The 21,366-nt window shown below is 57.2% G+C and carries 24 protein-coding genes; 13 read left to right on the forward strand and 11 right to left on the reverse strand.

What is annotated here, in order from left to right:
• The first annotated feature begins 18 nt into the window (after positions 1-18).
• Together aroA and cmk are read left to right on the forward strand one after the other, a co-directional pair.
• On the forward strand, positions 19-1,371 hold the full coding sequence (gene aroA / locus ACR0JX_RS04830) for a 3-phosphoshikimate 1-carboxyvinyltransferase (RefSeq protein ID WP_480541890.1): 1,353 nt from the start codon (positions 19-21) through the stop codon (positions 1,369-1,371).
• Between the two features lie 8 nt (positions 1,372-1,379).
• Positions 1,380-2,003, forward strand: a complete 624-nt coding sequence (cmk, locus tag ACR0JX_RS04835) for a (d)CMP kinase (RefSeq protein WP_480541892.1) — start codon at positions 1,380-1,382, stop codon at positions 2,001-2,003.
• Between the two features lie 23 nt (positions 2,004-2,026).
• On the opposite strand, the gene ACR0JX_RS04840 is transcribed toward cmk, so the two are convergent.
• Positions 2,027-2,503 (reverse strand): YHS domain-containing (seleno)protein, encoded by a 477-nt coding sequence (locus ACR0JX_RS04840; protein ID WP_480541894.1) that lies wholly within the window; start codon positions 2,501-2,503, stop codon positions 2,027-2,029.
• Positions 2,504-2,721: 218 nt separating this feature from the next.
• Between ACR0JX_RS04840 and ACR0JX_RS04845 the strand changes: the two genes are divergently transcribed.
• From ACR0JX_RS04845 to ACR0JX_RS04890, 10 genes are all read left to right on the forward strand, one after another.
• The gene (locus ACR0JX_RS04845) at positions 2,722-3,258 is read left to right on the forward strand and encodes a hypothetical protein (protein WP_170531161.1); all 537 of its coding nucleotides are present in this window, start codon (positions 2,722-2,724) and stop codon (positions 3,256-3,258) included.
• Between the two features lie 168 nt (positions 3,259-3,426).
• Positions 3,427-5,109, forward strand: coding sequence for a tryptophan halogenase family protein (locus tag ACR0JX_RS04850; RefSeq protein ID WP_480541895.1), 1,683 nt, complete (start codon positions 3,427-3,429; stop codon positions 5,107-5,109).
• A gap of 133 nt (positions 5,110-5,242) precedes the next feature.
• Positions 5,243-5,530 (forward strand): DUF6525 family protein, encoded by a 288-nt coding sequence (locus ACR0JX_RS04855; RefSeq protein WP_480541897.1) that lies wholly within the window; start codon positions 5,243-5,245, stop codon positions 5,528-5,530.
• Positions 5,531-5,796: 266 nt separating this feature from the next.
• Positions 5,797-7,473 carry a 30S ribosomal protein S1 gene (rpsA, locus tag ACR0JX_RS04860; RefSeq protein WP_170354861.1) on the forward strand — a complete coding sequence of 559 codons (1,677 nt, stop codon included), beginning with the start codon at positions 5,797-5,799 and terminating at the stop codon, positions 7,471-7,473.
• A 271-nt stretch (positions 7,474-7,744) separates the two neighbouring features.
• On the forward strand, positions 7,745-8,029 hold the full coding sequence (ihfB, locus tag ACR0JX_RS04865) for an integration host factor subunit beta (RefSeq protein ID WP_480541899.1): 285 nt from the start codon (positions 7,745-7,747) through the stop codon (positions 8,027-8,029).
• A gap of 7 nt (positions 8,030-8,036) precedes the next feature.
• Positions 8,037-8,387, forward strand: a complete 351-nt coding sequence (locus ACR0JX_RS04870; RefSeq protein ID WP_480542970.1) for a lipopolysaccharide assembly protein LapA domain-containing protein — start codon at positions 8,037-8,039, stop codon at positions 8,385-8,387.
• Positions 8,388-8,396: 9 nt separating this feature from the next.
• Positions 8,397-9,038: a phosphoribosylanthranilate isomerase gene (locus tag ACR0JX_RS04875; protein ID WP_480541901.1), complete on the forward strand. Its 642-nt coding sequence runs from the start codon at positions 8,397-8,399 to the stop codon at positions 9,036-9,038.
• Positions 9,039-9,084: 46 nt separating this feature from the next.
• Positions 9,085-9,420 carry a hypothetical protein gene (locus ACR0JX_RS04880; RefSeq protein WP_480541903.1) on the forward strand — a complete coding sequence of 112 codons (336 nt, stop codon included), beginning with the start codon at positions 9,085-9,087 and terminating at the stop codon, positions 9,418-9,420.
• Positions 9,421-9,489: 69 nt separating this feature from the next.
• Complete coding sequence (gene trpB, locus ACR0JX_RS04885; RefSeq protein ID WP_480541905.1) at positions 9,490-10,737, forward strand: tryptophan synthase subunit beta; 1,248 nt, start codon at positions 9,490-9,492, stop codon at positions 10,735-10,737.
• A gap of 44 nt (positions 10,738-10,781) precedes the next feature.
• On the forward strand, positions 10,782-11,414 hold the full coding sequence (locus tag ACR0JX_RS04890) for a class I SAM-dependent methyltransferase (protein WP_480541907.1): 633 nt from the start codon (positions 10,782-10,784) through the stop codon (positions 11,412-11,414).
• Between the two features lie 5 nt (positions 11,415-11,419).
• On the opposite strand, the gene ACR0JX_RS04895 is transcribed toward ACR0JX_RS04890, so the two are convergent.
• From ACR0JX_RS04895 to ACR0JX_RS04925, 7 genes are all read right to left on the reverse strand, one after another.
• Positions 11,420-11,791 carry a DUF2237 family protein gene (locus ACR0JX_RS04895; protein ID WP_480541909.1) on the reverse strand — a complete coding sequence of 124 codons (372 nt, stop codon included), beginning with the start codon at positions 11,789-11,791 and terminating at the stop codon, positions 11,420-11,422.
• A 9-nt stretch (positions 11,792-11,800) separates the two neighbouring features.
• Entirely contained in the window at positions 11,801-12,964 is a 1,164-nt protein-coding gene (locus ACR0JX_RS04900) for a serine hydrolase domain-containing protein (protein WP_480541911.1), read from the reverse strand.
• An 81-nt stretch (positions 12,965-13,045) separates the two neighbouring features.
• Complete coding sequence (gene pth, locus ACR0JX_RS04905; protein ID WP_480541913.1) at positions 13,046-13,729, reverse strand: aminoacyl-tRNA hydrolase; 684 nt, start codon at positions 13,727-13,729, stop codon at positions 13,046-13,048.
• Positions 13,730-13,851: 122 nt separating this feature from the next.
• The gene (locus tag ACR0JX_RS04910; RefSeq protein WP_170531146.1) at positions 13,852-14,508 is read right to left on the reverse strand and encodes a 50S ribosomal protein L25/general stress protein Ctc; all 657 of its coding nucleotides are present in this window, start codon (positions 14,506-14,508) and stop codon (positions 13,852-13,854) included.
• A gap of 246 nt (positions 14,509-14,754) precedes the next feature.
• Complete coding sequence (locus tag ACR0JX_RS04915; RefSeq protein WP_480541915.1) at positions 14,755-15,921, reverse strand: alpha-hydroxy acid oxidase; 1,167 nt, start codon at positions 15,919-15,921, stop codon at positions 14,755-14,757.
• Positions 15,922-16,077: 156 nt separating this feature from the next.
• Complete coding sequence (gene trpA / locus ACR0JX_RS04920; protein ID WP_480541917.1) at positions 16,078-16,869, reverse strand: tryptophan synthase subunit alpha; 792 nt, start codon at positions 16,867-16,869, stop codon at positions 16,078-16,080.
• 79 nt (positions 16,870-16,948) lie between these two features.
• Entirely contained in the window at positions 16,949-17,437 is a 489-nt protein-coding gene (locus ACR0JX_RS04925; RefSeq protein ID WP_480541919.1) for an acyloxyacyl hydrolase, read from the reverse strand.
• A 201-nt stretch (positions 17,438-17,638) separates the two neighbouring features.
• Here ACR0JX_RS04925 and ychF point away from each other — a divergent pair, with 201 nt between their 5' ends.
• Entirely contained in the window at positions 17,639-18,736 is a 1,098-nt protein-coding gene (gene ychF, locus ACR0JX_RS04930; protein WP_480541921.1) for a redox-regulated ATPase YchF, read from the forward strand.
• Positions 18,737-18,797: 61 nt separating this feature from the next.
• Here ychF and ACR0JX_RS04935 read toward each other — a convergent pair whose 3' ends face one another.
• The 3 genes from ACR0JX_RS04935 to ACR0JX_RS04945 are packed head-to-tail and all read right to left on the reverse strand — an operon-like array spanning position 18,798 to position 21,202.
• Positions 18,798-19,529, reverse strand: coding sequence for an amino acid ABC transporter ATP-binding protein (locus tag ACR0JX_RS04935; protein ID WP_480541923.1), 732 nt, complete (start codon positions 19,527-19,529; stop codon positions 18,798-18,800).
• On the reverse strand, positions 19,526-20,383 hold the full coding sequence (locus ACR0JX_RS04940; RefSeq protein WP_480541925.1) for an amino acid ABC transporter permease: 858 nt from the start codon (positions 20,381-20,383) through the stop codon (positions 19,526-19,528). Before ACR0JX_RS04940 ends, ACR0JX_RS04935 begins: the two co-directional genes overlap by 4 nt.
• Positions 20,384-21,202, reverse strand: a complete 819-nt coding sequence (locus ACR0JX_RS04945; protein WP_480541927.1) for an ABC transporter substrate-binding protein — start codon at positions 21,200-21,202, stop codon at positions 20,384-20,386.
• Positions 21,203-21,366: the final 164 nt, after the last annotated feature.

Consider the following 21,366-nt stretch of genomic DNA (forward strand, 5'->3'; position numbering starts at 1 on the left):
GCGAAAACAGGAGCTCCCATGTCCGGACACGGCACGCCCATCCCGATGACCTCGCATCCCTGCGGCCCGCTGCAAGGCACGGCCGAGGTTCCCGGCGACAAGTCGATTTCGCATCGGTCTTTGATCCTGGGTGCGATGGCTGTGGGCGAGACGCGGATCACCGGTCTGCTGGAAGGTGAGGATGTTCTGGACACCGCTAAGGCGATGCGCGCCTTTGGGGCCGAGGTGACAGATCACGGCGGTGGCGAATGGTCGGTTCACGGCGTCGGCGTTGGTGGCTTTGCTGAACCCGAACAGGTGATCGATTGCGGCAATTCGGGCACCGGGGTGCGGCTGATCATGGGGGCCATGGCCACCTGTCCGATCTCGGCCACGTTCACAGGAGACGCGAGCCTGAACAAACGCCCAATGGCACGGGTTACTGATCCGCTTGCCTTGTTTGGCACGCAATCTGTGGGCCGTTCCGGTGGGCGCTTGCCGATGACAATCGTGGGCGCGGCCGAGCCAGTTCCGGTGCGCTATAAAGTGCCGATGCCGTCTGCGCAGGTCAAATCGGCGGTGCTGCTGGCGGGGCTGAATGCGCCCGGCAAGACCGTGGTGATCGAGAAAGAAGCCACCCGCGATCATTCCGAACGGATGCTGGCGGGTTTCGGGGCCGAAATCACAGTTGAGGATACCGATGAGGGGCGCGTGATCACTCTGACCGGTCGACCCGAGCTGAAACCTCAGGTCATTGCCGTGCCACGCGACCCGTCCAGCGCGGCTTTCCCAGTTTGTGCGGCGCTTATCACGCCCGGCTCAGACGTGCTGGTGCCTGGTATTGGTTTGAACCCAACCCGTGCGGGTCTGTTCACCACGCTGCGCGAGATGGGGGCTGATCTGACTTATGAGAACGAACGTGAAGAAGGGGGCGAGCCCGTTGCCGATCTGCGCGCCAAGTATTCGCCAAATATGAAGGGGATCGAGGTGCCGCCGGAACGCGCTGCCTCGATGATCGATGAATATCCGGTTCTGTCTGTGGTTGCGGCCAATGCCACTGGAACCACGATGATGGGCGGCGTGAAAGAGCTGCGCGTGAAGGAAAGCGACCGGATCGACGCAATGGCCCGCGGCTTGCGCGCGAATGGCGTCACTGTGGAAGACGGCGATGATTGGTGGTCGGTTGAAGGGTTGGGCATCGGTAACGTGCCCGGCGGCAAAACCTGCGAGAGCTTTCTGGATCACCGCATCGCCATGTCGTTTATGATCCTCGGTATGGGTGCTAAGACCTCTGTGACAGTTGATGACGCTGGCCCAATCGCAACCTCTTTCCCGATATTCGAGCCACTGATGGCGGGCCTTGGGGCGCGGCTTGTCAGAAACAACCAGTGAGCCGGGCGATGACCTACAGCTTCACTGTCGCGATTGATGGCCCGGCAGCAGCAGGAAAGGGCACGATCTCAAAGGCGGTTGCGGCGCATTTTGGGTTTGCGCATTTGGATACGGGTCTGCTCTACCGCGCGGTCGGGCGGCGGACTTTGCTGGGTGTGGATCCGGTGGAAGCCGCACAGACATTGACGGCCGAGGATTTAGATCAAGGCGACCTGCGCACGGCTGAGATAGCGCAGGCAGCGTCTAAAGTCGCTGTGATCCCTGAAGTGCGCGCTGCACTTGTCGATTTTCAACGCGCCTTTGCCCGGCGGGCAGGCGGGGCGGTCCTGGATGGGCGGGACATTGGGACTGTGATTTGCCCGCGTGCCGAGGTGAAGTTGTTTGTCACCGCAAGTGCTGAGGTTCGGGCCGAGCGTCGGTTTCTTGAACTACAAGCCAAAGGCGCTAACGTGACCCGTGATCAGGTTCTGGCGGATGTGAAAGAACGCGATGCGCGCGATGCCGAGCGTAGTACAGCGCCGATGAAACCGGCCGAAGATGCCGTGATGCTGGATACCACAGATCTGAGCATCGAGGCCGCTTTGAACCAAGCCTTGGCCGCGATCAACGCGAAACTGCCCGCGGCTGACTAAAGCCGCGGGCAGCAAGGCGCGGTTTACAGATCGCCAACTGCGATGCTTTGAATGTTTGCCCACTGATCGTCCGCCGTTTTTGCGGTGCCAGCAACATCCTTCAAAAAGGCGGTGCGGGTATCAGCATTCAAGAACAGGTACAGCTTGCCATCGGCAATCAGGTATTGATCCGGATCGCCATCGAACTTCTTGCCGACCGATACGCCAAACGAACAGAAACCGCCGTGTTGCGGCAGATACGCCGTCGGGTTCGCCTCGAATGCTTCGAGGTTTGTGGCGGTGGTAAAATAGTATGATGCGCCATCATAAGTTGCTGTATGGGTCGCGAAGCCTTCGACCGGGTTGCCGTTATTGACCAGTGCGACCAGATCAACGCCGTGGGCAGCCAGCGGCGCACCTGCGGCTGAGATGCCGTTCGAGACATTGATTTCATCCGCCGCAAAGGCCGGTGTGGTGAGGGCAATGGCAGCTGCGAGGGCGGTCAAAAATCGAGTTTTCATTGTGCGTTTCCTTGTTGCTTTGGGTTCAAGTCGATCACTGTGGCGACCGATGAAACATAGCTAGGCAAGGGTGGTCGGACGTTTAATCGCAGATAGGTCGCGATTACTTGCAGATCGTACAACTTGTCGGATTGCAGGCTTGTGCTGTTCACCAAGCTTTGTTTGGTCATGCGAAACATCTGGCCATATGTTCACCCTATGCCAGCAGGAGAGACGCCATGATCCGACTAGCCCTGATTTTGTTCCTCGCCGCCGGAAGCCTGATGGCGCAGGAGGCTCAGCCCGAGCAGCCAGATGTCGAACCTGCCATGACATATGAGCGTCTGGGCAAGATCCTCTTTGCGCTCGACCCCGAGGCACAGCCGTTTGGACCGGGGTTTCAGCTGACGATATCAGAACAGACAGTGCTGGTTGTCACCGATACGACATTGGATCGGATGCGGGCTTTGGTTGCGATTGGCAGCGCCGAAGATTTGTCGCACGCAGACCTGCAGCGCATGATGCAGGCAAATTTTGACAGCACGTTGGATGCCCGCTACGCCATTGCCAATGGCACACTCTGGGCGGCGTTCATCCATCCCTTGTCCCGGTTGGACAAGGATCAGTTGATTTCGGGTCTGGCCCAGACTGTGAACATCGCAATCACCTATGGCACTCTGTACACAGGTGGTGCGGCCGAGTTCGGTGGCGGCGACAGTCATGACTTGCAGCGCGAGTTGCTCGAAGAGCTGTTGAAGAAGGGCGAAGAAATCTGAACGCAATTGGCGATCCCCCATCCTCTTTGATGGCCCCATCCCAAAGACCCTAGCTGGATGCAGGAAAGCTGCTATAGTCTCCTGCAAGCTAAATGGGAAAGCCGCCAAACAACCTCAATAAATGGGGAGGCGGTTACAGAATCCCAAAAGCCAACAGGGACAGAAAATATGAATAATCGTTTGAGTAAGATCACCATCGTCGGTGGTGGTACGGCGGGTTGGATGACTGCGCTGATCCTGGACATGGTGTTTTCACGCACCTCCGCAACCAAGGATCGTCCGCGTATCTGCCTGATCGAAAGCCCGAATATTTCGACCGTCGGTGTGGGCGAGGCGACGGTGCCGCGCATGCCGGTCACATTGCGCCAGGCGGGGATCTCCGAGCGGGATTTCTTTCGTGAAACCAACGCTTCGTTCAAGCTGGGCGTGAAGTTTTGCAACTGGAATAAGGATGCCAAGGGAAACCGTATCGACTACGTGAACCCCTTTGCCCATGGGCAGTTGCTGGAAGGGCTCGAGGCCGCGGAATACTTTCTGCGGTTCGGCAATGGGGATCGTGATTTTACGCAGTCAATCGCGCCTCATGATGATCTGGCCCGCCTGTGCAAAGGTGCGCGGCCTTTGGGTGCGCCTGAGTTCGAACAGCGCTTTGGCTATGCCTATCATCTGGACGCGGTAAAGTTTGCGGGCATGCTCACGCGGGTCTGCACCAAGCGTGGTGTGGAGCACATTCAGGATGAGGTGCAGTCGGTCGAGCTGGACGAGCAGGGCAATGTCAGCCATCTGATGCTGGAGCGCAAAGGGCGGCACGACATTGAGATGGTCATAGACTGTACCGGATTCCGGGGATTGATCATCAACCAGGCTCTGGGCGAGCCGTTCATGGACTATTCGGACTATTTGCCGAATGACCGCGCCATGGCGTTACAGATCGAACATCCCGATCCGGAAAAGATCGAAAGCGTCACGCGGTCGACCGCACTGGGCGCGGGCTGGACTTGGCGCGTGCCGCTCTACAATCGGGTTGGGACGGGCTATGTGTTCTCATCGGCGCATCGGACTGATGATCAGGCGGCGGATGAGTATCTGGAATGGCTGGGCGACAGCGGCAAGGGTCTGACACCACGTGTTATCCCGATGCGCATCGGGCGGGTGCGCAATGCCTGGGTTAAGAACTGTTTGGCGATTGGTCTGTCCGGTGGGTTTATCGAACCGCTTGAAAGCACCGCGATCCATATGATCGACCATGCCATCCGCTGGTTCGCCGAGCATCTGCCCACGCGCGATATCGAGCCGTTTTTGCGGGCGCGATATAATCGCCAGATGAACAAGCTGTATGATGAGGTTCTGGACTTCATCTGCCTGCATTACCGATTGGGCAATCGCACAGATGACCAATATTGGATTGATGCGCGCACCGAGATGAAGATACCGGACCGTTTGGCCGAGAACCTTGAGCTGTGGCAACACCGCCTGCCAATGGAACATGATATCGAGTTCGCAACCCTGTTCAATTTCCGCGTCTATCAGACGGTTCTGCTAGGCAAGCAGGTCTACGATACAGGCTATGGCGCGGGGATACGCGACCGGATACGCCCGCTGAAAAAGCCGATCTGGTTCCAATGGTGGAAGGGGGCCAAGGTGGACCTTGCGCAGATTCTGCGCACCATGCCAGACCACAAAACTCTGTTGCGCGATATTCGGGGAGAACTGGATAAACCCGCCTTTGACAAGGCCGTTGCTGCGGCGACGGTGGCAATGCCCGGGCAGGTGCCTGCGCCTGTGGCGATCCAGAACATGCCGAATCTTGCCGAAATTCAAAGTGGCAGCAAGGATTTGCAGCTTTTCTAGGGTGTTTGCGGCGGGTGACAGGGGGCATTTGTCAAGCACTGGTGCTCTGAGCGCCAAGTGCCCCACTCTATGACTTGGTAAGGTGATCAATCCGTGTTGCAGCCTGTGATGAGAAATGTAATATCATTACGTCATGAGGCAACCGAGACCCCAATACCGACCCGGCGCAGGCCGCAATCTGCGGAGTGATTTGAAACGGCGTCGCCGACAGGCGTCGCCTATGCAGACCTATGATAACTTGCCGCAACCGTTACGGCGCTGGCTGGCACAGGCCTGTCTGCCGTGGAGCCCAAGCTCGGCCCTGAAAATCTGGAACCGAATTGACGGTGCCAAAGACCCCTTAGCTGCGATTGGACGGTTGAACGCGGTCGAGCAGGCGATGCTGCAAAAGGATTCGAAAGTCTGGACCCAGTCTGTCTGATTGCACAAGGGCGCCCGGATTCCCCTGGGCCATGAAAATATGGGCTTTGCCCTTGCGTCCGCACTGAAATCCGCCTATACGCGCGCTGTCGATACATGGGCGGTCAACGCCCGGATGACGTTTCTGAGCAGGGCCGGGTTACCTCGGCCCTTTGTGTTTGTTTGCTCAGGGGCGCACCGGATCACGCCCGACGACATCATGAAACAAGACCGGCGGAGACAACCGCTCGGCCAGCAAAAACGTACTGTAAAGGAAAACGACGCCACATGGCTGATACATCTATGGAGGAATTCGAAGCCCTCCTGAACGAAAGCTTCGAAATGGACACACCCGAAGAGGGTTCTGTCGTCAAAGGTAAGGTTCTGGCGATTGAAGCCGGCCAAGCCATCATCGACGTAGGCTACAAAATGGAAGGCCGCGTTGATCTGAAAGAATTCGCAAATCCCGGCGAAGCCCCTGAAATCGCTGTAGGTGACGAGGTCGAAGTTTACCTGCGCGCCGCAGAAAACGCCCGTGGCGAAGCCGTCATCTCGCGCGAGATGGCCCGCCGTGAAGAGGCATGGGACCGTCTGGAAAAAGCATATGCCGACGACCAGCGCGTCGAAGGTGCAATCTTTGGTCGCGTCAAAGGTGGCTTCACCGTCGATCTGGGTGGCGCAGTTGCGTTCCTGCCCGGCTCGCAGGTTGACGTTCGCCCCGTGCGCGACGCTGGCCCGCTGATGGGTCTGAAGCAGCCATTCCAGATTCTGAAAATGGACCGCCGCCGTGGCAACATCGTTGTGTCGCGTCGCGCCATCCTGGAAGAATCGCGTGCCGAACAGCGTGCCGAAGTTATCGGCAACCTGTCCGAAGGTCAGACCGTCGAAGGTGTTGTCAAAAACATCACCGAATACGGTGCATTTGTTGACCTGGGCGGCGTTGACGGTCTGCTGCACGTCACCGACATGGCATGGCGTCGTGTGAACCACCCGTCCGAAATCCTGACGATCGGCGAAACCATCAAGGTTCAGGTCATCAAGATCAACAAAGAGACCCACCGCATCAGCCTGGGCATGAAGCAGCTGCAGGAAGATCCATGGGATCTGGTTGCTGCGAAATACCCGCTGGGCTCGGTCCATCAGGGTCGCGTCACCAACATTACCGACTACGGCGCGTTCGTCGAGCTGGAAGCCGGTGTCGAAGGTCTGGTGCACGTGTCCGAAATGTCCTGGACCAAGAAAAACGTCCACCCCGGCAAGATCGTTTCGACCAGCCAGGAAGTCGACGTCATGGTTCTGGAAATCGACGGCGCCAAGCGTCGCGTGTCTCTGGGCCTGAAGCAGACTCAGCGCAACCCGTGGGAAGTGTTTGCAGAAACACACCCCGAGGGCACCGAGGTCGAAGGCGAAGTCAAGAACATCACCGAATTCGGTCTGTTCATCGGCCTCGAAGGCGACATCGACGGCATGGTTCACCTGTCCGACTTGTCCTGGGACGAGCGTGGCGAGGATGCGATCCAGAACTACCGCAAAGGCGACATGGTTTCGGCCGTTGTCTCGGAAGTGGACGTTGAGAAAGAGCGTATCTCGCTGTCGATCAAAGCCCTGGGCGGTGACAAGTTCGCCGAAGCCGTGGGCGGCGTGAAGCGTGGTTCGGTCATCACTGTCGAAGTTACCGCGATCGAAGATGGCGGCATCGAGGTCGAGTACGAAGGCATGAAGTCGTTCATCCGTCGTTCGGACCTGAGCCGTGACCGCGCCGAGCAGCGCCCTGAGCGCTTCAACACCGGCGACAAGGTCGACGTCCGCGTCACCAATGTCGACAGCAAGACCCGCCGTCTGGGCCTGTCGATCAAAGCACGCGAGATCGCCGAAGAGAAAGAGGCCGTGGAACAGTACGGTTCCTCCGACTCGGGCGCATCGCTGGGCGATATCCTGGGTGCAGCGCTGAAATCCGGCGACTAAACTCAGGGCGCAAGCTTGAACATGACAATCGGCCCCGTGCATCCGCGCGGGGCCGTTTTTGTTGCGAATCAATATGTTCCGATTCTTCGATCTATCCGGCTGATTGCTCGCGCATTAGGTGTGTAAAGCGGGTGAACTGGCAAAAAATCGCGTGAGTCTGTGCCAAATTCAGGCACCCGCGCCCATAGTTTGCTTTCCCCTGATCCGGCTTTTTCCCTATACTGTCAGAACAATAGACCTGACATATTGGCCGCCTGGGAGGGTAACGCGAATGATCCGTTCAGAATTGATTCAGAAGATTGCCGATGAAAACCCACATCTCTACCAGCGTGATGTCGAGCGGATCGTGAATACCCTATTTGAAGAAGTCACCGATGCGATGTCGCGCGGCGACCGTGTCGAACTGCGCGGCTTTGGTGCGTTTTCGGTGAAAAAGCGTGACGCTCGCGTGGGCCGTAACCCAAGAACCGGCGAGACGGTTCAGGTCGAAGAAAAATCAGTTCCGTTTTTCAAAACCGGCAAGTTGCTAAGGGATCGATTGAACGGTAAAGCCTGATCCCATGATGCGCTACCTTCGATATGCTTTTCTGGCGAGTTTGGGGATCATTCTGATCTCGATTTCACTGGCCAATGTCAGCTCGGTCGAGCTGAAGCTGATGCCTGACACCTTGGCAGAACTGCTGGGCTTTAACCTGTCCACCTCATTGCCGCTGTTCATCGTCGTTTTGGGCGGCGTCGTGGCGGGGCTGGTCATCGGGTTTCTGTGGGAATGGCTGCGAGAGCACAAGCATCGCAAAGACGCCTCGGTCAAGAAAAGCGAAGTGCGCAAGCTCGAGCGCGAGGTCAAGAAGCTCAAGAAAAAGCAGAACGAAGACAAAGACGAAGTTCTGGCCATTCTGGACGAGGCGAGCTGAGCCGACGCCATGGCCGAGGTATCCGTCAAAATCTGCGGTCTCACCGCCCCTGATCACGTGCGCGCATCGGTAGATGCGGGTGCGCGGTACTTAGGGTTTAACTTTTTCCCAAAATCACCACGATATGTTTCCCCAGAACAGGCCGCCGGGTTGGTGACAGGTGTCCCCGCTGGTGTCGCTAAGGTCGCGCTGGTTGTGAACGCCAGGAATGAATTGCTCGACAGCATCACGCAAACTGCACCGTTCGACATGCTGCAATTGCACGGAGCCGAGACGGTCGAGCGGGTGCAAGAGGTCAAGGATCGGTATGGCCTGCCCGTGATGAAGGTTATAGGTGTTGCTGATGCGAAAGATCTCTCGGCAATCGACACCTACAGTGGTGTAGCCGATCAACTGCTGATCGACGCGAAGGCCCCGAAAAACGCTGTCTTACCGGGCGGCAATGGTTTGGCGTTTGACTGGCGCCTGCTAGCTGGGCGCAAATACTGGCGTAGGCCTTGGATGCTAGCCGGTGGGCTTAATCCCGCCAACGTGGCCGAAGCTATTCGTATGACGGGTGCGCGTCAGGTTGATGTTGCATCAGGGGTTGAAAGCACACCCGGCGTCAAGGATGCGGCGTTGATTCAGGCATTTATCGACTCGGCACAGTGATCTGAAAAGGCATGCGCGCCGTACCTCCAAAGAGGAGGGTTCGATTATGTTTGCATCGATTGGCGGCGTTTCCCTACGGCATTGGTACCATACGCCAGAGTTTTTCTGGCGCGCAGGTCAGGCGTTGCGGCAAGCACGCCGGGATCCTTTGTGCCTGCACGCCGAGGTGTTCCCACTGGACGACCTCTATTTCTCGCTAAGCGTCTGGCAGGATATCGAGGCGATGATGGCGTTTGCGCGCACTGGCCCGCATCGCCGTGTCATGCTGGCAGCTGATCGCCTCGCCAACGTGAACCGATTCTGCCATTTCTCGTGCGTAGGGGTTCCAACAGCCGAACAAGCGCTTCAACACTGGCGACAACAGGTTCAAGCAGCCGAATGATGCGTTTTGCCCATGGCAAATCCTGCCACCACCTCCTATGAACAACGGGTACGACGAGTGGAGACACCTATGGCCAACGATCTTTTCAACTCTTTCATGTCCGGCCCCGATGAACAGGGGCGTTTCGGTATCTTCGGCGGACGGTTCGTCAGTGAAACGCTGATGCCCCTGATCCTGTCGCTGGAAGAGGAATACAACAAGGCCAAGGATGATCCGACCTTCTGGGCCGAGATGGATGATCTGTGGGCCAATTATGTAGGCCGCCCCTCGCCGCTGTATTACGCGGAACGCCTGACCGAGCATTTGGGCGGCGCGAAGATCTACCTGAAACGTGATGAGCTGAACCACACCGGCGCGCACAAGATCAACAACGTGTTGGGCCAGATCATTCTGGCGCGGCGCATGGGCAAGACCCGGATCATCGCGGAAACAGGGGCCGGGCAGCACGGTGTGGCTACCGCCACCGTCTGCGCCAAGTTCGGCCTGAAATGCATCGTCTACATGGGTGCGCATGATGTGCAGCGTCAGGCCCCGAACGTGTTTCGGATGCGTCTGTTGGGCGCCGAAGTGATCCCAGTGACTTCAGGTCGTGGCACGTTGAAAGACGCGATGAACGACGCACTGCGCGACTGGGTGACTAATGTGCGCGACACGTTCTACTGCATTGGCACGGTGGCCGGTCCGCACCCGTATCCGGCGATGGTGCGCGATTTCCAGTCGATCATTGGCAAGGAAGCGAAAGAGCAGATGATGAAGGCTGAGGGCCGCCTACCCGACACGATCATCGCCGCCATTGGCGGTGGCTCGAACGCGATGGGCCTGTTCTACCCGTTCCTCGACGACAAGGACGTCAACATCATTGGCGTCGAAGCTGGCGGCAAAGGCGTGAACGAAAAGATGGAACATTGCGCCTCACTCACTGGTGGACGTCCGGGCGTGCTGCACGGCAACCGCACCTATCTGTTGCAGGATGACGATGGTCAGATTCTCGAAGGCTATTCGATCTCGGCTGGTCTCGACTATCCGGGCATCGGACCTGAGCATTCATGGCTGAACGATATCGGTCGTGCAAACTATGTCGCTATCACAGACAAAGAAGCGCTAGAGGCGTTCCAGCTGTGCTGCGCGACCGAAGGCATCATTCCTGCGCTGGAGCCTAGCCATGCACTGGCCCATGTCATGAAGATCGCGCCCGACCTGCCCAAAGATCACCTGATCTGCATGAACATGTGTGGGCGAGGAGACAAGGACGTACAGACCGTGGCCAAGTATCTGAACTTTGATATGTCGGATACCGAAGGCCGCACGGCGGACTAGCCTTGGAGCTATGAGACTCGATTGAATTGTGTCAGGTTGCGCCCATGCGCGACCCGTCTCAATCCATCAAGTCCGAACAGCTTGGTCAGAAGTATGATGCCGCAGCGCCCGGATGGGCGGACAAGATGCGGTTGCTTGGCTATTTCGACGCCTATCTCGGGTTTCTATCGGCGGACCCGGCGGCGAATCTAGGCGACAATGCGTTGGACGTTGGGTGCGGAACCGGTGCCTTTGCCGAGGCGCGTGCCGTTGAACAACCGCACGGTTCCGTCACGTTGCTTGAGCCATCAGAGAACATGTTGTTTCGGGCAAAGGGTGCCCTCGCTCGGCGCGGAATTGATGCAGCGGTCGCGAGAAACTGGCTGTCAGAGTTCAAGGCCGTTCAGCCCTATGATTGTATCCTAGCGGCGCATGTTCTGGAACACTGTACTGATCCGGTCGATGCACTGCGTCAAATGCGCGAGTTGGCTGCACCGGGAGCGACGCTGTGGCTGGTCGTAAGCAAACCGCATTGGTGCAATGCGATCATATGGCTGCAGTGGCGCCACCGGACCTATCGTCCGGATGTGGTGGCAAAATTGCTGGCACAATCAGGGTGGGGTTTGGAGGCAGAGCACGGTTTTCCAACCGGCCCGCCTTCGCGCACATCCCGTGGATATCGCGCAGTGGCGATATAACTATCTTAGTCAGCGCGCTTGGCTTCCAATACCTTGAGCGGAACGATCTCCAAAGCTCGCTGATGTGTTGCTTCAAGATGCACCATCGGGGCACAGCCTTCGTCATAGGCCTGCAGGAAACGACTTGCACAAAGGCACCAGCCGTCACCAGGTTTAAGGCCCGGGAAATCAAACTCGGGGCGCGGCGTGCTGAGATCGTTGCCTACATACTTGGAATAGGCCAGGAATTCAGCCGTCATGACGGCGCAGACCGTGTGGCTGCCCTGATCCTCGGGGCATGTGTTGCAAGCCCCGTCCCGAAAAAACCCGGTCAGAGGATCGCGTGAGCAGGGGGCCAGAACGCCCCCCAGAACATTGATGCTGTCTTGTTTCTGCATAGGGCCACCTTACAGGCTTCGGGCGATGCTGCGAAACATTTCAATATTTTCTTCGCTGACGCCGGGATCGCGGAATCGCCGATCTGCGCCGGTCGTGACGATCAGAACGTCGCGGGCCTGGTCAAAATAGATGTATTGCCCGTAAACGCCGCGCGCCATGAATTCACCGTCTTCGGCACCGACAGGGATCCACCATTGGTAGCCATAGCCGATTTTGCCCGGTTTGGTTGGCGATGATGCCGCTGTTGATACGGCGATCCAGTCCGCCGGAACCAGCTGTTGCCCATTGTGTACGCCGTTTTGCAAGATCATCTGTCCAAAACGGGCGAAGTCACGTGTGGTGAAGTTCAACCCACCCAGGACAAAGGCCACGCCAGCGCCGTCAGTCACGTAGTAGCCGTCATGCTCTAGGCCCAAGGGCTGAATGATCTTTTTGGTCAGCAGGTCGGTAACACTGCGCCCAGTGGCCCCGCGGATCACCATGCCCAACACATGGGTATCGATCGAAACATATTGATAGGTTTCCCCCGGAGGGGCGAAACTCTCATTGAGCGACGCGGCAAAATCATCCAGTTCCCCGCCAAGCGCAACGATGCGGCCCATGCGGTTGATATCTGAATTGGGGTCCAGATAGTCTTCGTCAAAGGTTACACCGCTGGCCATGTTCAGCACATTCCGGATCGTTGCGCCGTCATAGGCGCTGCCCTTCAGCTGCGGGGCGTATTGCACGACAGGATCGTCCAGCGAGGTGATCGCGCCTTCGCTCAGCAAGATGCCGAACAAGGCCGACAGATAGCTTTTTGCAACCGACCAAGATATCCGCCGGTCATCTGCGCCGGTGCCCAGATAGTACTCTTCAAAGCGAACCTCACCGTTTTGCATGACCAGCAGAGAGGTCACGGCGCGTTCGTCGACCCATTCATCTGTGCCATCGGGAAGGTCAAAGCCAGCCCCATAGGGCAATTCCCAGGTTGGTCCGTTTCCACGGGGCAGGGGGGCGGTCAGAAACGCCTCATCCATGTGCGAGAAGTTGTGAACAATTTTTTCTTCGGAAAACAAAGAGTTCACTGCCATCAAGCGTTGAATCTCTTCACGCTTCCAGACCCCAACCGCAATTGCAGCCAGCACCAAGGCCAAAGTGATGCGCAGCAGCCATTTGATCACAGTTCTCATGCAACCCTCCCTGTTTCGGTTACATAGGAGCGTTGCAGGGCGCATTGCGCAATCAAGACGTAACGGAAAGCGCGATCAGGACTATTTGAATTTATCCAGCAGCTTTTGCATGGCCGTCCGGTCATCTGCAACTGGTTCGGGTTTTTCAACGGGCTTAGATGTGGGGTCGTCGGCCGGAGGCGACTTGGAGGATCGTGCCGGTGCAGTACGCAGCGCAACGGCGTTCATGAATTTGCCACCCTCGTCCTTTGTCAGATGTTCAGCCCCGTCTGAGACACCGCGCAGTACATTGTCCAGCCATTCGGCCTCAGCTTTGGCAAAATCTGATAGTACGTAAGGCGATACAATCTCTTTGCGACCAGGATGGCCGATGCCCAGGCGCACGCGGTCATAGGCCGCCCCAATGTGATCGTGGATCGACCGCAATCCGTTGTGACCAGCGTGACCGCCGCCCGCCTTGACCCGGACTTTGCCCGGGGCCAGATCCAGCTCATCGTGAAAGACGGTCACATCCGTGGATTCAAGTTTGTAGAAGCGCATTGCTTCGCCAACCGATTGGCCTGAACGGTTCATGAACGTCTGCGGCTTTAGCAGCAGTACTTTCTCTGTGCCCAAACGTCCTTCGGCGATCTCACCCTGGAACTTTGATTTCCAAGGACCAAAGCCATGATCTTCGGCAATTCGATCCAAAGCCATGAAACCTATATTGTGTCGGTTGCGGGCGTATTTCGAGCCCGGGTTCCCCAGTCCGACAAACAGTTTCATTTTCTCGTCCTTGTACAGCGCAGTGGGTTGATGGCACGGAATTGCACGTGTTTCCAGCCCGACCAAAAGAAAACGGGGCCCGCAAAGGGCCCCGTTTCAAGTCCGAACTCTTGGGCCCGGGTTTACTCTTCAGCTTCTTCCTGGCCGACGACTTCTACTTCGTCCGCGGCCACTTCTTCGCCTTCTTCCTCATCGTCGCTGGTCGACAGTCCGGTCGGCGCTGACACATTGGCGATCACGAAGTCCCGGTCGATTGTCGGCTTGGTGCCTGCGGGCAGGTCAACCGACGAGATGGTGGCAACGTCGTTGATCTCCATGCCAGTAAGATCAACGGTGATCTTCTCGGGGATCTCGCCAGCGGTACACATCAGTTCGACTTCCGGGCGCACAACGGTCAGAACGCCGCCCTTCTTGATTCCAGGGGCTGCTTCTTCGTTGATAAACTCAACGGGGATGAACAGTGCGATCTTAGTGGTCCGGCGCAGGCGCATCAGGTCCAGATGGGTTGGCAGGTCTTTGACGACGTCACGCTGAACGTCACGGCAGATCACGCGAACGTCTTCGTGGCCGTCAACCTTCAGGTTCCAAAGGGTCGACTTAAACCGGCCAGCCTTCAGGCGTTTGAACAGTTCGTTGAACGGGATCTGAATTGGCAGCGGCTCTTTATCGCCACCAAACACAATGCCCGGAACCATGCCATCGCGGCGCGCCTGACGAGCGGCGCCCTTGCCTGTCCCCGTCCGTTCCAGAGCTACGAGATCAGGAATCTCTCCAGCCATGATAATTCTCCAATGTTAGGGCGGGCATCCTCCAAGGCTGTATGCCCGCGTGAAGCCGCGTCCTTAGCTTGATTCATTGGGTTTGGAAAGGGGTTTTTGCAGCGTCTGTTTTCTTGCGAGGCTTTGCCTCGCGCTCCGGGATATTTTTTAGCCAGGTGAATGAAGAATCCAGACTTCATCTGGCTATAAATATCCCCGGGGGAGGCGCCCAGTAAGGGCGACGGGGGCAGAGCCTCCTCTCACTCGTCAGTTTTGCCAGCGGCCACCAAAGTCTTGAGGCACCAGCAGATTGTGCCGACCCAAATCCGAAACGTTGCGCTCTCCGCACAAGGCCATGGTTGTATCAAGTTCTTTCTGAATGACATCGAGCGCTGTTGTCACACCCTTTTGACCCATTGCGCCCAGTCCGTAGACAAAGGCGCGCCCGATATAGGTGCCTTTTGCGCCCAGGGCCAACGCCTTCAGGACGTCCTGCCCAGATCGGATGCCGCTGTCCAGATGCACCTCGATATCGCTACCGACGGCGTCCATGATCTCGGGCAGCATCCGGATTGAACTGAGCGCGCCGTCCAGTTGGCGACCGCCGTGATTCGAGACAACGATAGCATCCGCCCCCAGCTTGGCGGCCATTTTTGCATCTTCGGCATCCAGAATGCCTTTGAGGATCACCTTGCCGCCCCATTGTTCCATCAGCTTTTCAACCTTTGACCAATCCAGGCTGGGGTCAAATTGTTCAGCGGTCCAAGCGCCCAGTGAGGAGGCGTCCGAGATGCCTTCGACATGGCCGACGATGTTTCCGAACTCACGCCTTTGGGCGCGCAGCATCTCGATGCCCCAGGACCATTTGGTCATCAGGTTTGCAATGGTTTTTGCGGTTAGTTTTGGCGGGGCGGACAATCCGTTCTTCAGATCCTTGTGCCGCTGACCCAGGATTTGCAGATCCAGCGTGATCACCAGCGCCGAACATTTGGCGTCTTTTGCACGCTGGATCAGCCGATTGACGTAGTCGGTGTCCTTCATGGTGTAGAGCTGAAACCAAAAGGGTTTGCTGGTGTATTCTGCCACATCTTCAATCGAATTGATGGACATCGTCGATAGCGTAAACGGGACACCGAATTCCTCGGCTGCCTTGGCCGCTTTCATCTCGCCATCGGCATGCTGCATTCCGGTCAGACCTACCGGCGCAAGCGCTACGGGCATCGCGACATCTTGCCCGATCATCTGAGACGCGGTTGAACGCCCGACCATATCCACAGCGACCCGCTGGCGCAGGCGAATTTGTTCGAAATCCGAGCTGTTTTCGCGAAAGGTCTGTTCGGTCCAGCTGCCGCTTTCGGCGTAGTCATAGAACATGCGCGGCACGCGCCGTTCGTAGATACGTTTTAGGTCGTCGATGGTGGTGATGACTGGCATTTGTCCGGCCCCTGAAGGATTGGTTCGTTTTCTTTACCAATTCGCATCAAAGATCGCAACGCTGGATAATTGCGGTTGATGGACATGCCCGTACAACGAAAAACCGCAGTCAGTAGGGGCTGACTGCGGCTTCGGTTTTGTTCTTGGTGATTAAAGTCAGACGGAATGCGCACCATCCGCCAGCGTTTTTACAAATTCCAGCACTTCAGGCACGGGTTTTCCCGCACCGATCTGGCTTACAATCGCTGAGCCCACGACAGCCCCATCTGCAACCGAAGCTATGGCGCGCGATTTTTCGGGTGTGTTGATCCCAAAACCCACGATCACGGGCAGGTCACTTGCGGATTTGATCCGCGCGACCTCGGGGCCGACATTAGTAGCCTCAGCCTCAGCCGCGCCAGTGATTCCGGTAATCGACACATAATAGACAAAGCCAGAGGTGTTTTGCAGAACGCGAGGCAGGCGTTTATCATCGGTTGTGGGTGTGGCGAGCCTGATGAAATTCAGGCCCGCAGCCTGCGCCGGCAGGCAGAGCTCGTCATCTTCTTCCGGCGGTAGGTCCACGACGATCAACCCATCAATGCCTGCAGCTTTAGCGTCGCCCAGAAAGGCATCAACACCGTGGCTGTAGATCGGATTGTAGTAGCCCATCAAAACAATCGGTGTGGTGTCATCTGTTTCGCGGAAGCTGCGGGCCAGGTCGAGGGTGCGCTTCAGCGTCATGCCCTGATCCAGCGCCCGTTGACCCGCGGCCTGAATGGTGGGCCCATCCGCCATCGGGTCGGTAAAGGGCAGGCCCAGTTCGATCACGTCGACGCCTGCCGCAGGCAGGCCTTTGACCACCTCTAGCGAGGTGTCATAGTCGGGATCGCCCGCCATGATATAGGCAACAAATGCTTTCTTGCCTTCGGCTTTCAGGGCGGCGAACTTCGTGTCGATACGGGTCATCGGGTGTCCTAGCAGTCAGGTTTGAACCTGATGTGCAGAAACTTTACCCGAAAATCAATCCCGCCCGGGTCTGATCGGCTCAGAAGCCCAGATGATACCGCACGAGCACCGCGTTTACGCCGGGGTTGAATTCCTCTGTGCTGGCATTGGACTTGTGAGTGATCGCCACCGACACTTTGTTCCCGCCATTTAAGGTATAGCCCAGCCCCAGCAAGCTTCGGATCTGAAAATTACCGCCCAGATCGTTCAGATCGTTGCCTTCGCTGTAATAGCCGGGCATCACGCTGCCCTCGACGAACCAGCGTTCATTTAGATTGTAGATGCCTACCAGGCCTGCGCCGATATGGGTATCGCCGTCTTCGTCGACCGAAAGGGCTGCACCCCAGGTCGCACTGAACCGGGTCGCCTGATGGAAGGGGCGATGCTGATATTCAAGGGATACAATGCCCTGATCCACCGACGCACTGTCAGAATAATCTGCATAGCCGGCCCCAAAGATCACAGTCTGAGCCTGCGCAACTACCGGGCTGGCAAGTGCAATCAAGGACGCGAAAAGGAAAGTCTTCATAGCCGAAGTTCTTCAGTTGTTATGTCTACATGCGCTAAGTGGCTACCCTAAATCGTATTTTTCAATTGGTACAAGAACACGATTGGGGAACAGTTTTGTGATGTGACCTATCGGCCCCATGTCTCGTGGGTCCGAGCTATTGCTTGCGCATTCCAACTCAGGTGCATAGAAGACGCCGTCACATCGCTTCAGGAGGCCATCATGGGCTTTAAAATGGGAATCGTGGGTCTGCCGAATGTGGGTAAGTCGACCTTGTTCAACGCGCTGACCAAAACAGCTGCGGCGCAAGCTGCGAACTTCCCGTTTTGCACGATTGAGCCCAATGTTGGTGATGTGGCCGTGCCGGATGATCGTCTGGATAAGCTGGCAGCGATTGCCTCGTCGAAACAGATCATCCCAACGCGCATGACCTTTGTGGATATTGCTGGTTTGGTGAAGGGTGCCTCCAAGGGGGAAGGGCTGGGCAACCAGTTTCTAGCCAATATCCGTGAGACGGACGCCATCGCCCATGTGTTGCGCTGTTTCGAAGATGGCGATGTGACTCACGTGGATGGCCGCGTCGATCCGGTGGCCGACGCGGACACCATCGAGACCGAGTTAATGCTGGCCGATCTGGAAAGCATCGAAAAGCGCCGCGCCAATCTGGTGCGCAAGCTGAAGGGCAATGACAAAGAGGCGCAGCAGCAAGACCGTTTGCTGGCAGAGGCGCAAGAGATGTTGGAAAACGGCAAACCTGCGCGTTTGGTCGCGGTATCTGCCGAGGACGCCAAGGCCTGGAAGATGCTGCAACTGCTGACCACCAAGCCTGTGCTCTATGTTTGTAACGTGTCCGAAGAAGAAGCGGCCGAAGGGAATGAATATTCGGCCAAGGTTGCCGAAATGGCCGCCGCGCAGGGCAATTCGCATGTCATTATCAGCGCCAAGATCGAGGAAGAAATCAGCCTGCTGGAAGACGACGAGGCGCAGATGTTCCTTGAGGAAATGGGTCTGGAAGAGCCCGGCCTCGACCGTCTGATCCGCGCGGGCTACGACCTGCTGAAACTGGAAACCTATTTCACCGTTGGCCCGAAAGAGGCTCGCGCCTGGACCATCCGCACCGGCACTGCCGCACCGCAGGCCGCGGGTGTGATCCACGGCGATTTCGAAAAGGGTTTTATCCGGGCCGAGACCATTGCTTATGACGACTACATTGCCGCGAATGGCGAACAGGGTGCGAAAGAGGCGGGCAAGATGCGGGCTGAGGGCAAAGGCTACATCGTCAAAGATGGTGATGTGATGCACTTTCTGTTCAACACCTAAAGTCTCGCAACGGGCATTGCGATTGGTGCTGAGATCACCCAGCGCATCATGATGCATAGGGTCATAGGACGCGCGACAGAAAGGCCTTGGTGCGCGGCTCGCGTGGTTGGGAAAACAGCTGTTCGGGTGTGCCTTGTTCCAGAATGCGACCTGCGTCCAGAAAACAGACCTTGTCTGCCAGTTCTCGGGCAAATCCCATCTCATGGGTGGCAAGCACCATGGTCATACCCTGCTGATGCAGGTCCCGCAGTACGTCCAGCACTTCGCCGACAAGTTCGGGGTCTAAGGCGCTTGTGATTTCGTCAAACAGCATGATCTGCGGCTGCATTGCCAACGCCCGGATGATTGCTACGCGCTGCTGCTGTCCGCCTGAAAGCTGATCGGGATAGTGCTGCATCCGGTCTTCTAGCCCGAAGCGGGCAAAAAGCTGCGTGACCTCTGGGCGCAGCTTGTCCCGGCTGAGGCCGTGCACGCGGCGTGGCGCAAGCATCACGTTCTCAACCGCCGTCATATGGGGAAACAGGTTGTAGCTTTGAAACACGATGCCAATCTGCTGGCGCACGGGCTGAGGATCCAGCCCGGGTTCCGATATATCCTTGCCGTCCAGCCAGATCGTGCCGTCGTCGACAGGCTCAAGCAGGTTCATGCAGCGTAGCAGCGTGGATTTGCCAGACCCGGACGCCCCGATCAGGCAGACCATTTCCCCTTCGGCCACATCAAGATCGATGCCTTTGCAAACCTCATGATCACCGAACCGTTTGCGCACACCTCGTAAACTCAGCTTCGCCGTCATGTTCGCGCCCGGTTCTGTTTGTTCATGAGGTAATCGGCATAGCGTGTTGCGGGGATGGTCAGCGCAAGGAAGATCAGCGCGGCCCCTACATAGGGTGTGAAGTTCGCATAGAGCGATTTGTAGACCCCAGCCTGACGAAACACCTCGACCGGTCCAATGAAAGACAACAGCGCCACGTCTTTTTGCAGCGCGATGAACAGGTTCATATTGGCAGGCACAACGTTGCGGATGGCCTGTGGCAGCACCACAAAGCGCATGGTGTCTTGCGCGCTTAGCCCCAGCGAGGCTGCGGCAGAGCGTTGCGACTGGTGGATCGAATCGATACCTGACCGGATCACCTCGGCCACATAAGCCGAATACACCAGAACCAGCGCCAGGGTGCCCCAGATATAAGGGCTATTCCATGGCCGCGGTAGGCCCAGCCCAGGGACGCCGAAGCCGATAATGTAGATCACCAGAACCACAGGCAAGCCGCGGAAAATGTCGGTATAGGCGATCCCGAAAAGGCGCAAAGGAAACAGCGCGGGTGCGCGCGTATCCCGGCAAAGTGCGATCATCAAACCCGTCACTGCGATCAACGGTGCGGACCAGGCAAAGATCATCACGTTCAGCACAAAGGCTTCCAGCAAGCCGGGAAAGGTCGCTGCAAAGACCCTGCCGTTGAAAAAGGCGCGCTGAACAGCCTCCCAACCGGGGGCAAGCGGGATCAGGATGATCAGCGCAAGGACCACACTGATCGTTGAGATCAGGGCGATACGGTTGGAGCGTCGCCTGACCCCAGCCTCATAGAGCTCGCGGCGTGTTGGGCCCGAACCTTGGGGTTCGGGTGGATTTTGTAGTGACGCGTCGTTCATTTACTGGATAACCGGAACTCCGGTGGCTTCGGACAGCCATTGGGTTTCGATGGCGGCAAGCTCTCCGCTATCAACCAATTCCGAGATGGCAGCGTCGACGCATTCTTTGAGTGGATTGCCGTCCTCCATCAAAAGGCCGAATTGATCAGGGCTTTTTGATTGATCGGGCGAAAACTGCCCCAGCAATGCCCCGTTTTCAACCACGACCGCTGATAGATACAAGGCCGTGGGCAGATCGTAGAGGGCAGCATCAATCTGGCCGGCCATGATCGCGGCATTCACATCTGCATTGTCATTGTAAAGCAGGGGATCGCTTGTGGGCTGAATCACGTCATTCAACATCGGTATCGCAGTGGTCGTAGCGACTGCGCCCCATTTCAGGCCTTTCAAGCTGTCCAGCGTCGCCTCGGCTCCTGCATCCACCACACCTTGCGTGGTCAGAACCGCCATTGCGGACGTGTAATAAGGCAGGCTGAAATCGACCATCTCCTCGCGCTCGGGCGTGATCGAATATTGCTGCATGTTAAAATCAAAGTTCTTTGCCCCGGGCTGAATGGCCTCGTCAAAGCTGGTGCGCACCCAAGTGACACTGTCGGCCTCAAAGCCCATCTTCTCGGCGATGGCATAGGCAACGGCAGCTTCAAACCCCTCACCACTTTCGGGCGCGTCATTCATCACCCAAGGGTAGTAAGCCGGGTTTCCGGTGGCGATTGTCAAGGTGCCATCCGTCAAGGTCTTACCTGTCGCGCATTCCCCTGCTGCAAACGCATGGGGCGAGGACAGAATGACGGCTAGTGCCGTGCCCGCAATCAGTTTCATTGAAGCATCTCCCTGGATATTGTTTGCGCACAGGTTCTTACGGACGCACGTATTTGTCTAGTGTGTCACGATATGGAATGCCCGTAACATCGGTCTGATGGAATTGCTTGCTTATGGCTTGAACGCATCATGCATTCCGCTCGGGCGCAGAGCCCGCTAGTGTA

This window comes from Ruegeria sp. AH7 (assembly GCF_056541325.1).

Coding starts and splice junctions, on each gene's coding strand:
- aroA (WP_480541890.1), top strand. CDS start 19: ATGTCCGGACACGGCACGCCCATCCCGATGACCTCGCATCCCTGCGGC.
- cmk (WP_480541892.1), top strand. CDS start 1,380: ATGACCTACAGCTTCACTGTCGCGATTGATGGCCCGGCAGCAGCAGGA.
- ACR0JX_RS04840 (WP_480541894.1), bottom strand. CDS start 2,503: ATGAAAACTCGATTTTTGACCGCCCTCGCAGCTGCCATTGCCCTCACC.
- ACR0JX_RS04845 (WP_170531161.1), top strand. CDS start 2,722: ATGATCCGACTAGCCCTGATTTTGTTCCTCGCCGCCGGAAGCCTGATG.
- ACR0JX_RS04850 (WP_480541895.1), top strand. CDS start 3,427: ATGAATAATCGTTTGAGTAAGATCACCATCGTCGGTGGTGGTACGGCG.
- ACR0JX_RS04855 (WP_480541897.1), top strand. CDS start 5,243: ATGAGGCAACCGAGACCCCAATACCGACCCGGCGCAGGCCGCAATCTG.
- rpsA (WP_170354861.1), top strand. CDS start 5,797: ATGGCTGATACATCTATGGAGGAATTCGAAGCCCTCCTGAACGAAAGC.
- ihfB (WP_480541899.1), top strand. CDS start 7,745: ATGATCCGTTCAGAATTGATTCAGAAGATTGCCGATGAAAACCCACAT.
- ACR0JX_RS04870 (WP_480542970.1), top strand. CDS start 8,037: ATGCGCTACCTTCGATATGCTTTTCTGGCGAGTTTGGGGATCATTCTG.
- ACR0JX_RS04875 (WP_480541901.1), top strand. CDS start 8,397: ATGGCCGAGGTATCCGTCAAAATCTGCGGTCTCACCGCCCCTGATCAC.
- ACR0JX_RS04880 (WP_480541903.1), top strand. CDS start 9,085: ATGTTTGCATCGATTGGCGGCGTTTCCCTACGGCATTGGTACCATACG.
- trpB (WP_480541905.1), top strand. CDS start 9,490: ATGGCCAACGATCTTTTCAACTCTTTCATGTCCGGCCCCGATGAACAG.
- ACR0JX_RS04890 (WP_480541907.1), top strand. CDS start 10,782: ATGCGCGACCCGTCTCAATCCATCAAGTCCGAACAGCTTGGTCAGAAG.
- ACR0JX_RS04895 (WP_480541909.1), bottom strand. CDS start 11,791: ATGCAGAAACAAGACAGCATCAATGTTCTGGGGGGCGTTCTGGCCCCC.
- ACR0JX_RS04900 (WP_480541911.1), bottom strand. CDS start 12,964: ATGAGAACTGTGATCAAATGGCTGCTGCGCATCACTTTGGCCTTGGTG.
- pth (WP_480541913.1), bottom strand. CDS start 13,729: ATGAAACTGTTTGTCGGACTGGGGAACCCGGGCTCGAAATACGCCCGC.
- ACR0JX_RS04910 (WP_170531146.1), bottom strand. CDS start 14,508: ATGGCTGGAGAGATTCCTGATCTCGTAGCTCTGGAACGGACGGGGACA.
- ACR0JX_RS04915 (WP_480541915.1), bottom strand. CDS start 15,921: ATGCCAGTCATCACCACCATCGACGACCTAAAACGTATCTACGAACGG.
- trpA (WP_480541917.1), bottom strand. CDS start 16,869: ATGACCCGTATCGACACGAAGTTCGCCGCCCTGAAAGCCGAAGGCAAG.
- ACR0JX_RS04925 (WP_480541919.1), bottom strand. CDS start 17,437: ATGAAGACTTTCCTTTTCGCGTCCTTGATTGCACTTGCCAGCCCGGTA.
- ychF (WP_480541921.1), top strand. CDS start 17,639: ATGGGCTTTAAAATGGGAATCGTGGGTCTGCCGAATGTGGGTAAGTCG.
- ACR0JX_RS04935 (WP_480541923.1), bottom strand. CDS start 19,529: ATGACGGCGAAGCTGAGTTTACGAGGTGTGCGCAAACGGTTCGGTGAT.
- ACR0JX_RS04940 (WP_480541925.1), bottom strand. CDS start 20,383: ATGAACGACGCGTCACTACAAAATCCACCCGAACCCCAAGGTTCGGGC.
- ACR0JX_RS04945 (WP_480541927.1), bottom strand. CDS start 21,202: ATGAAACTGATTGCGGGCACGGCACTAGCCGTCATTCTGTCCTCGCCC.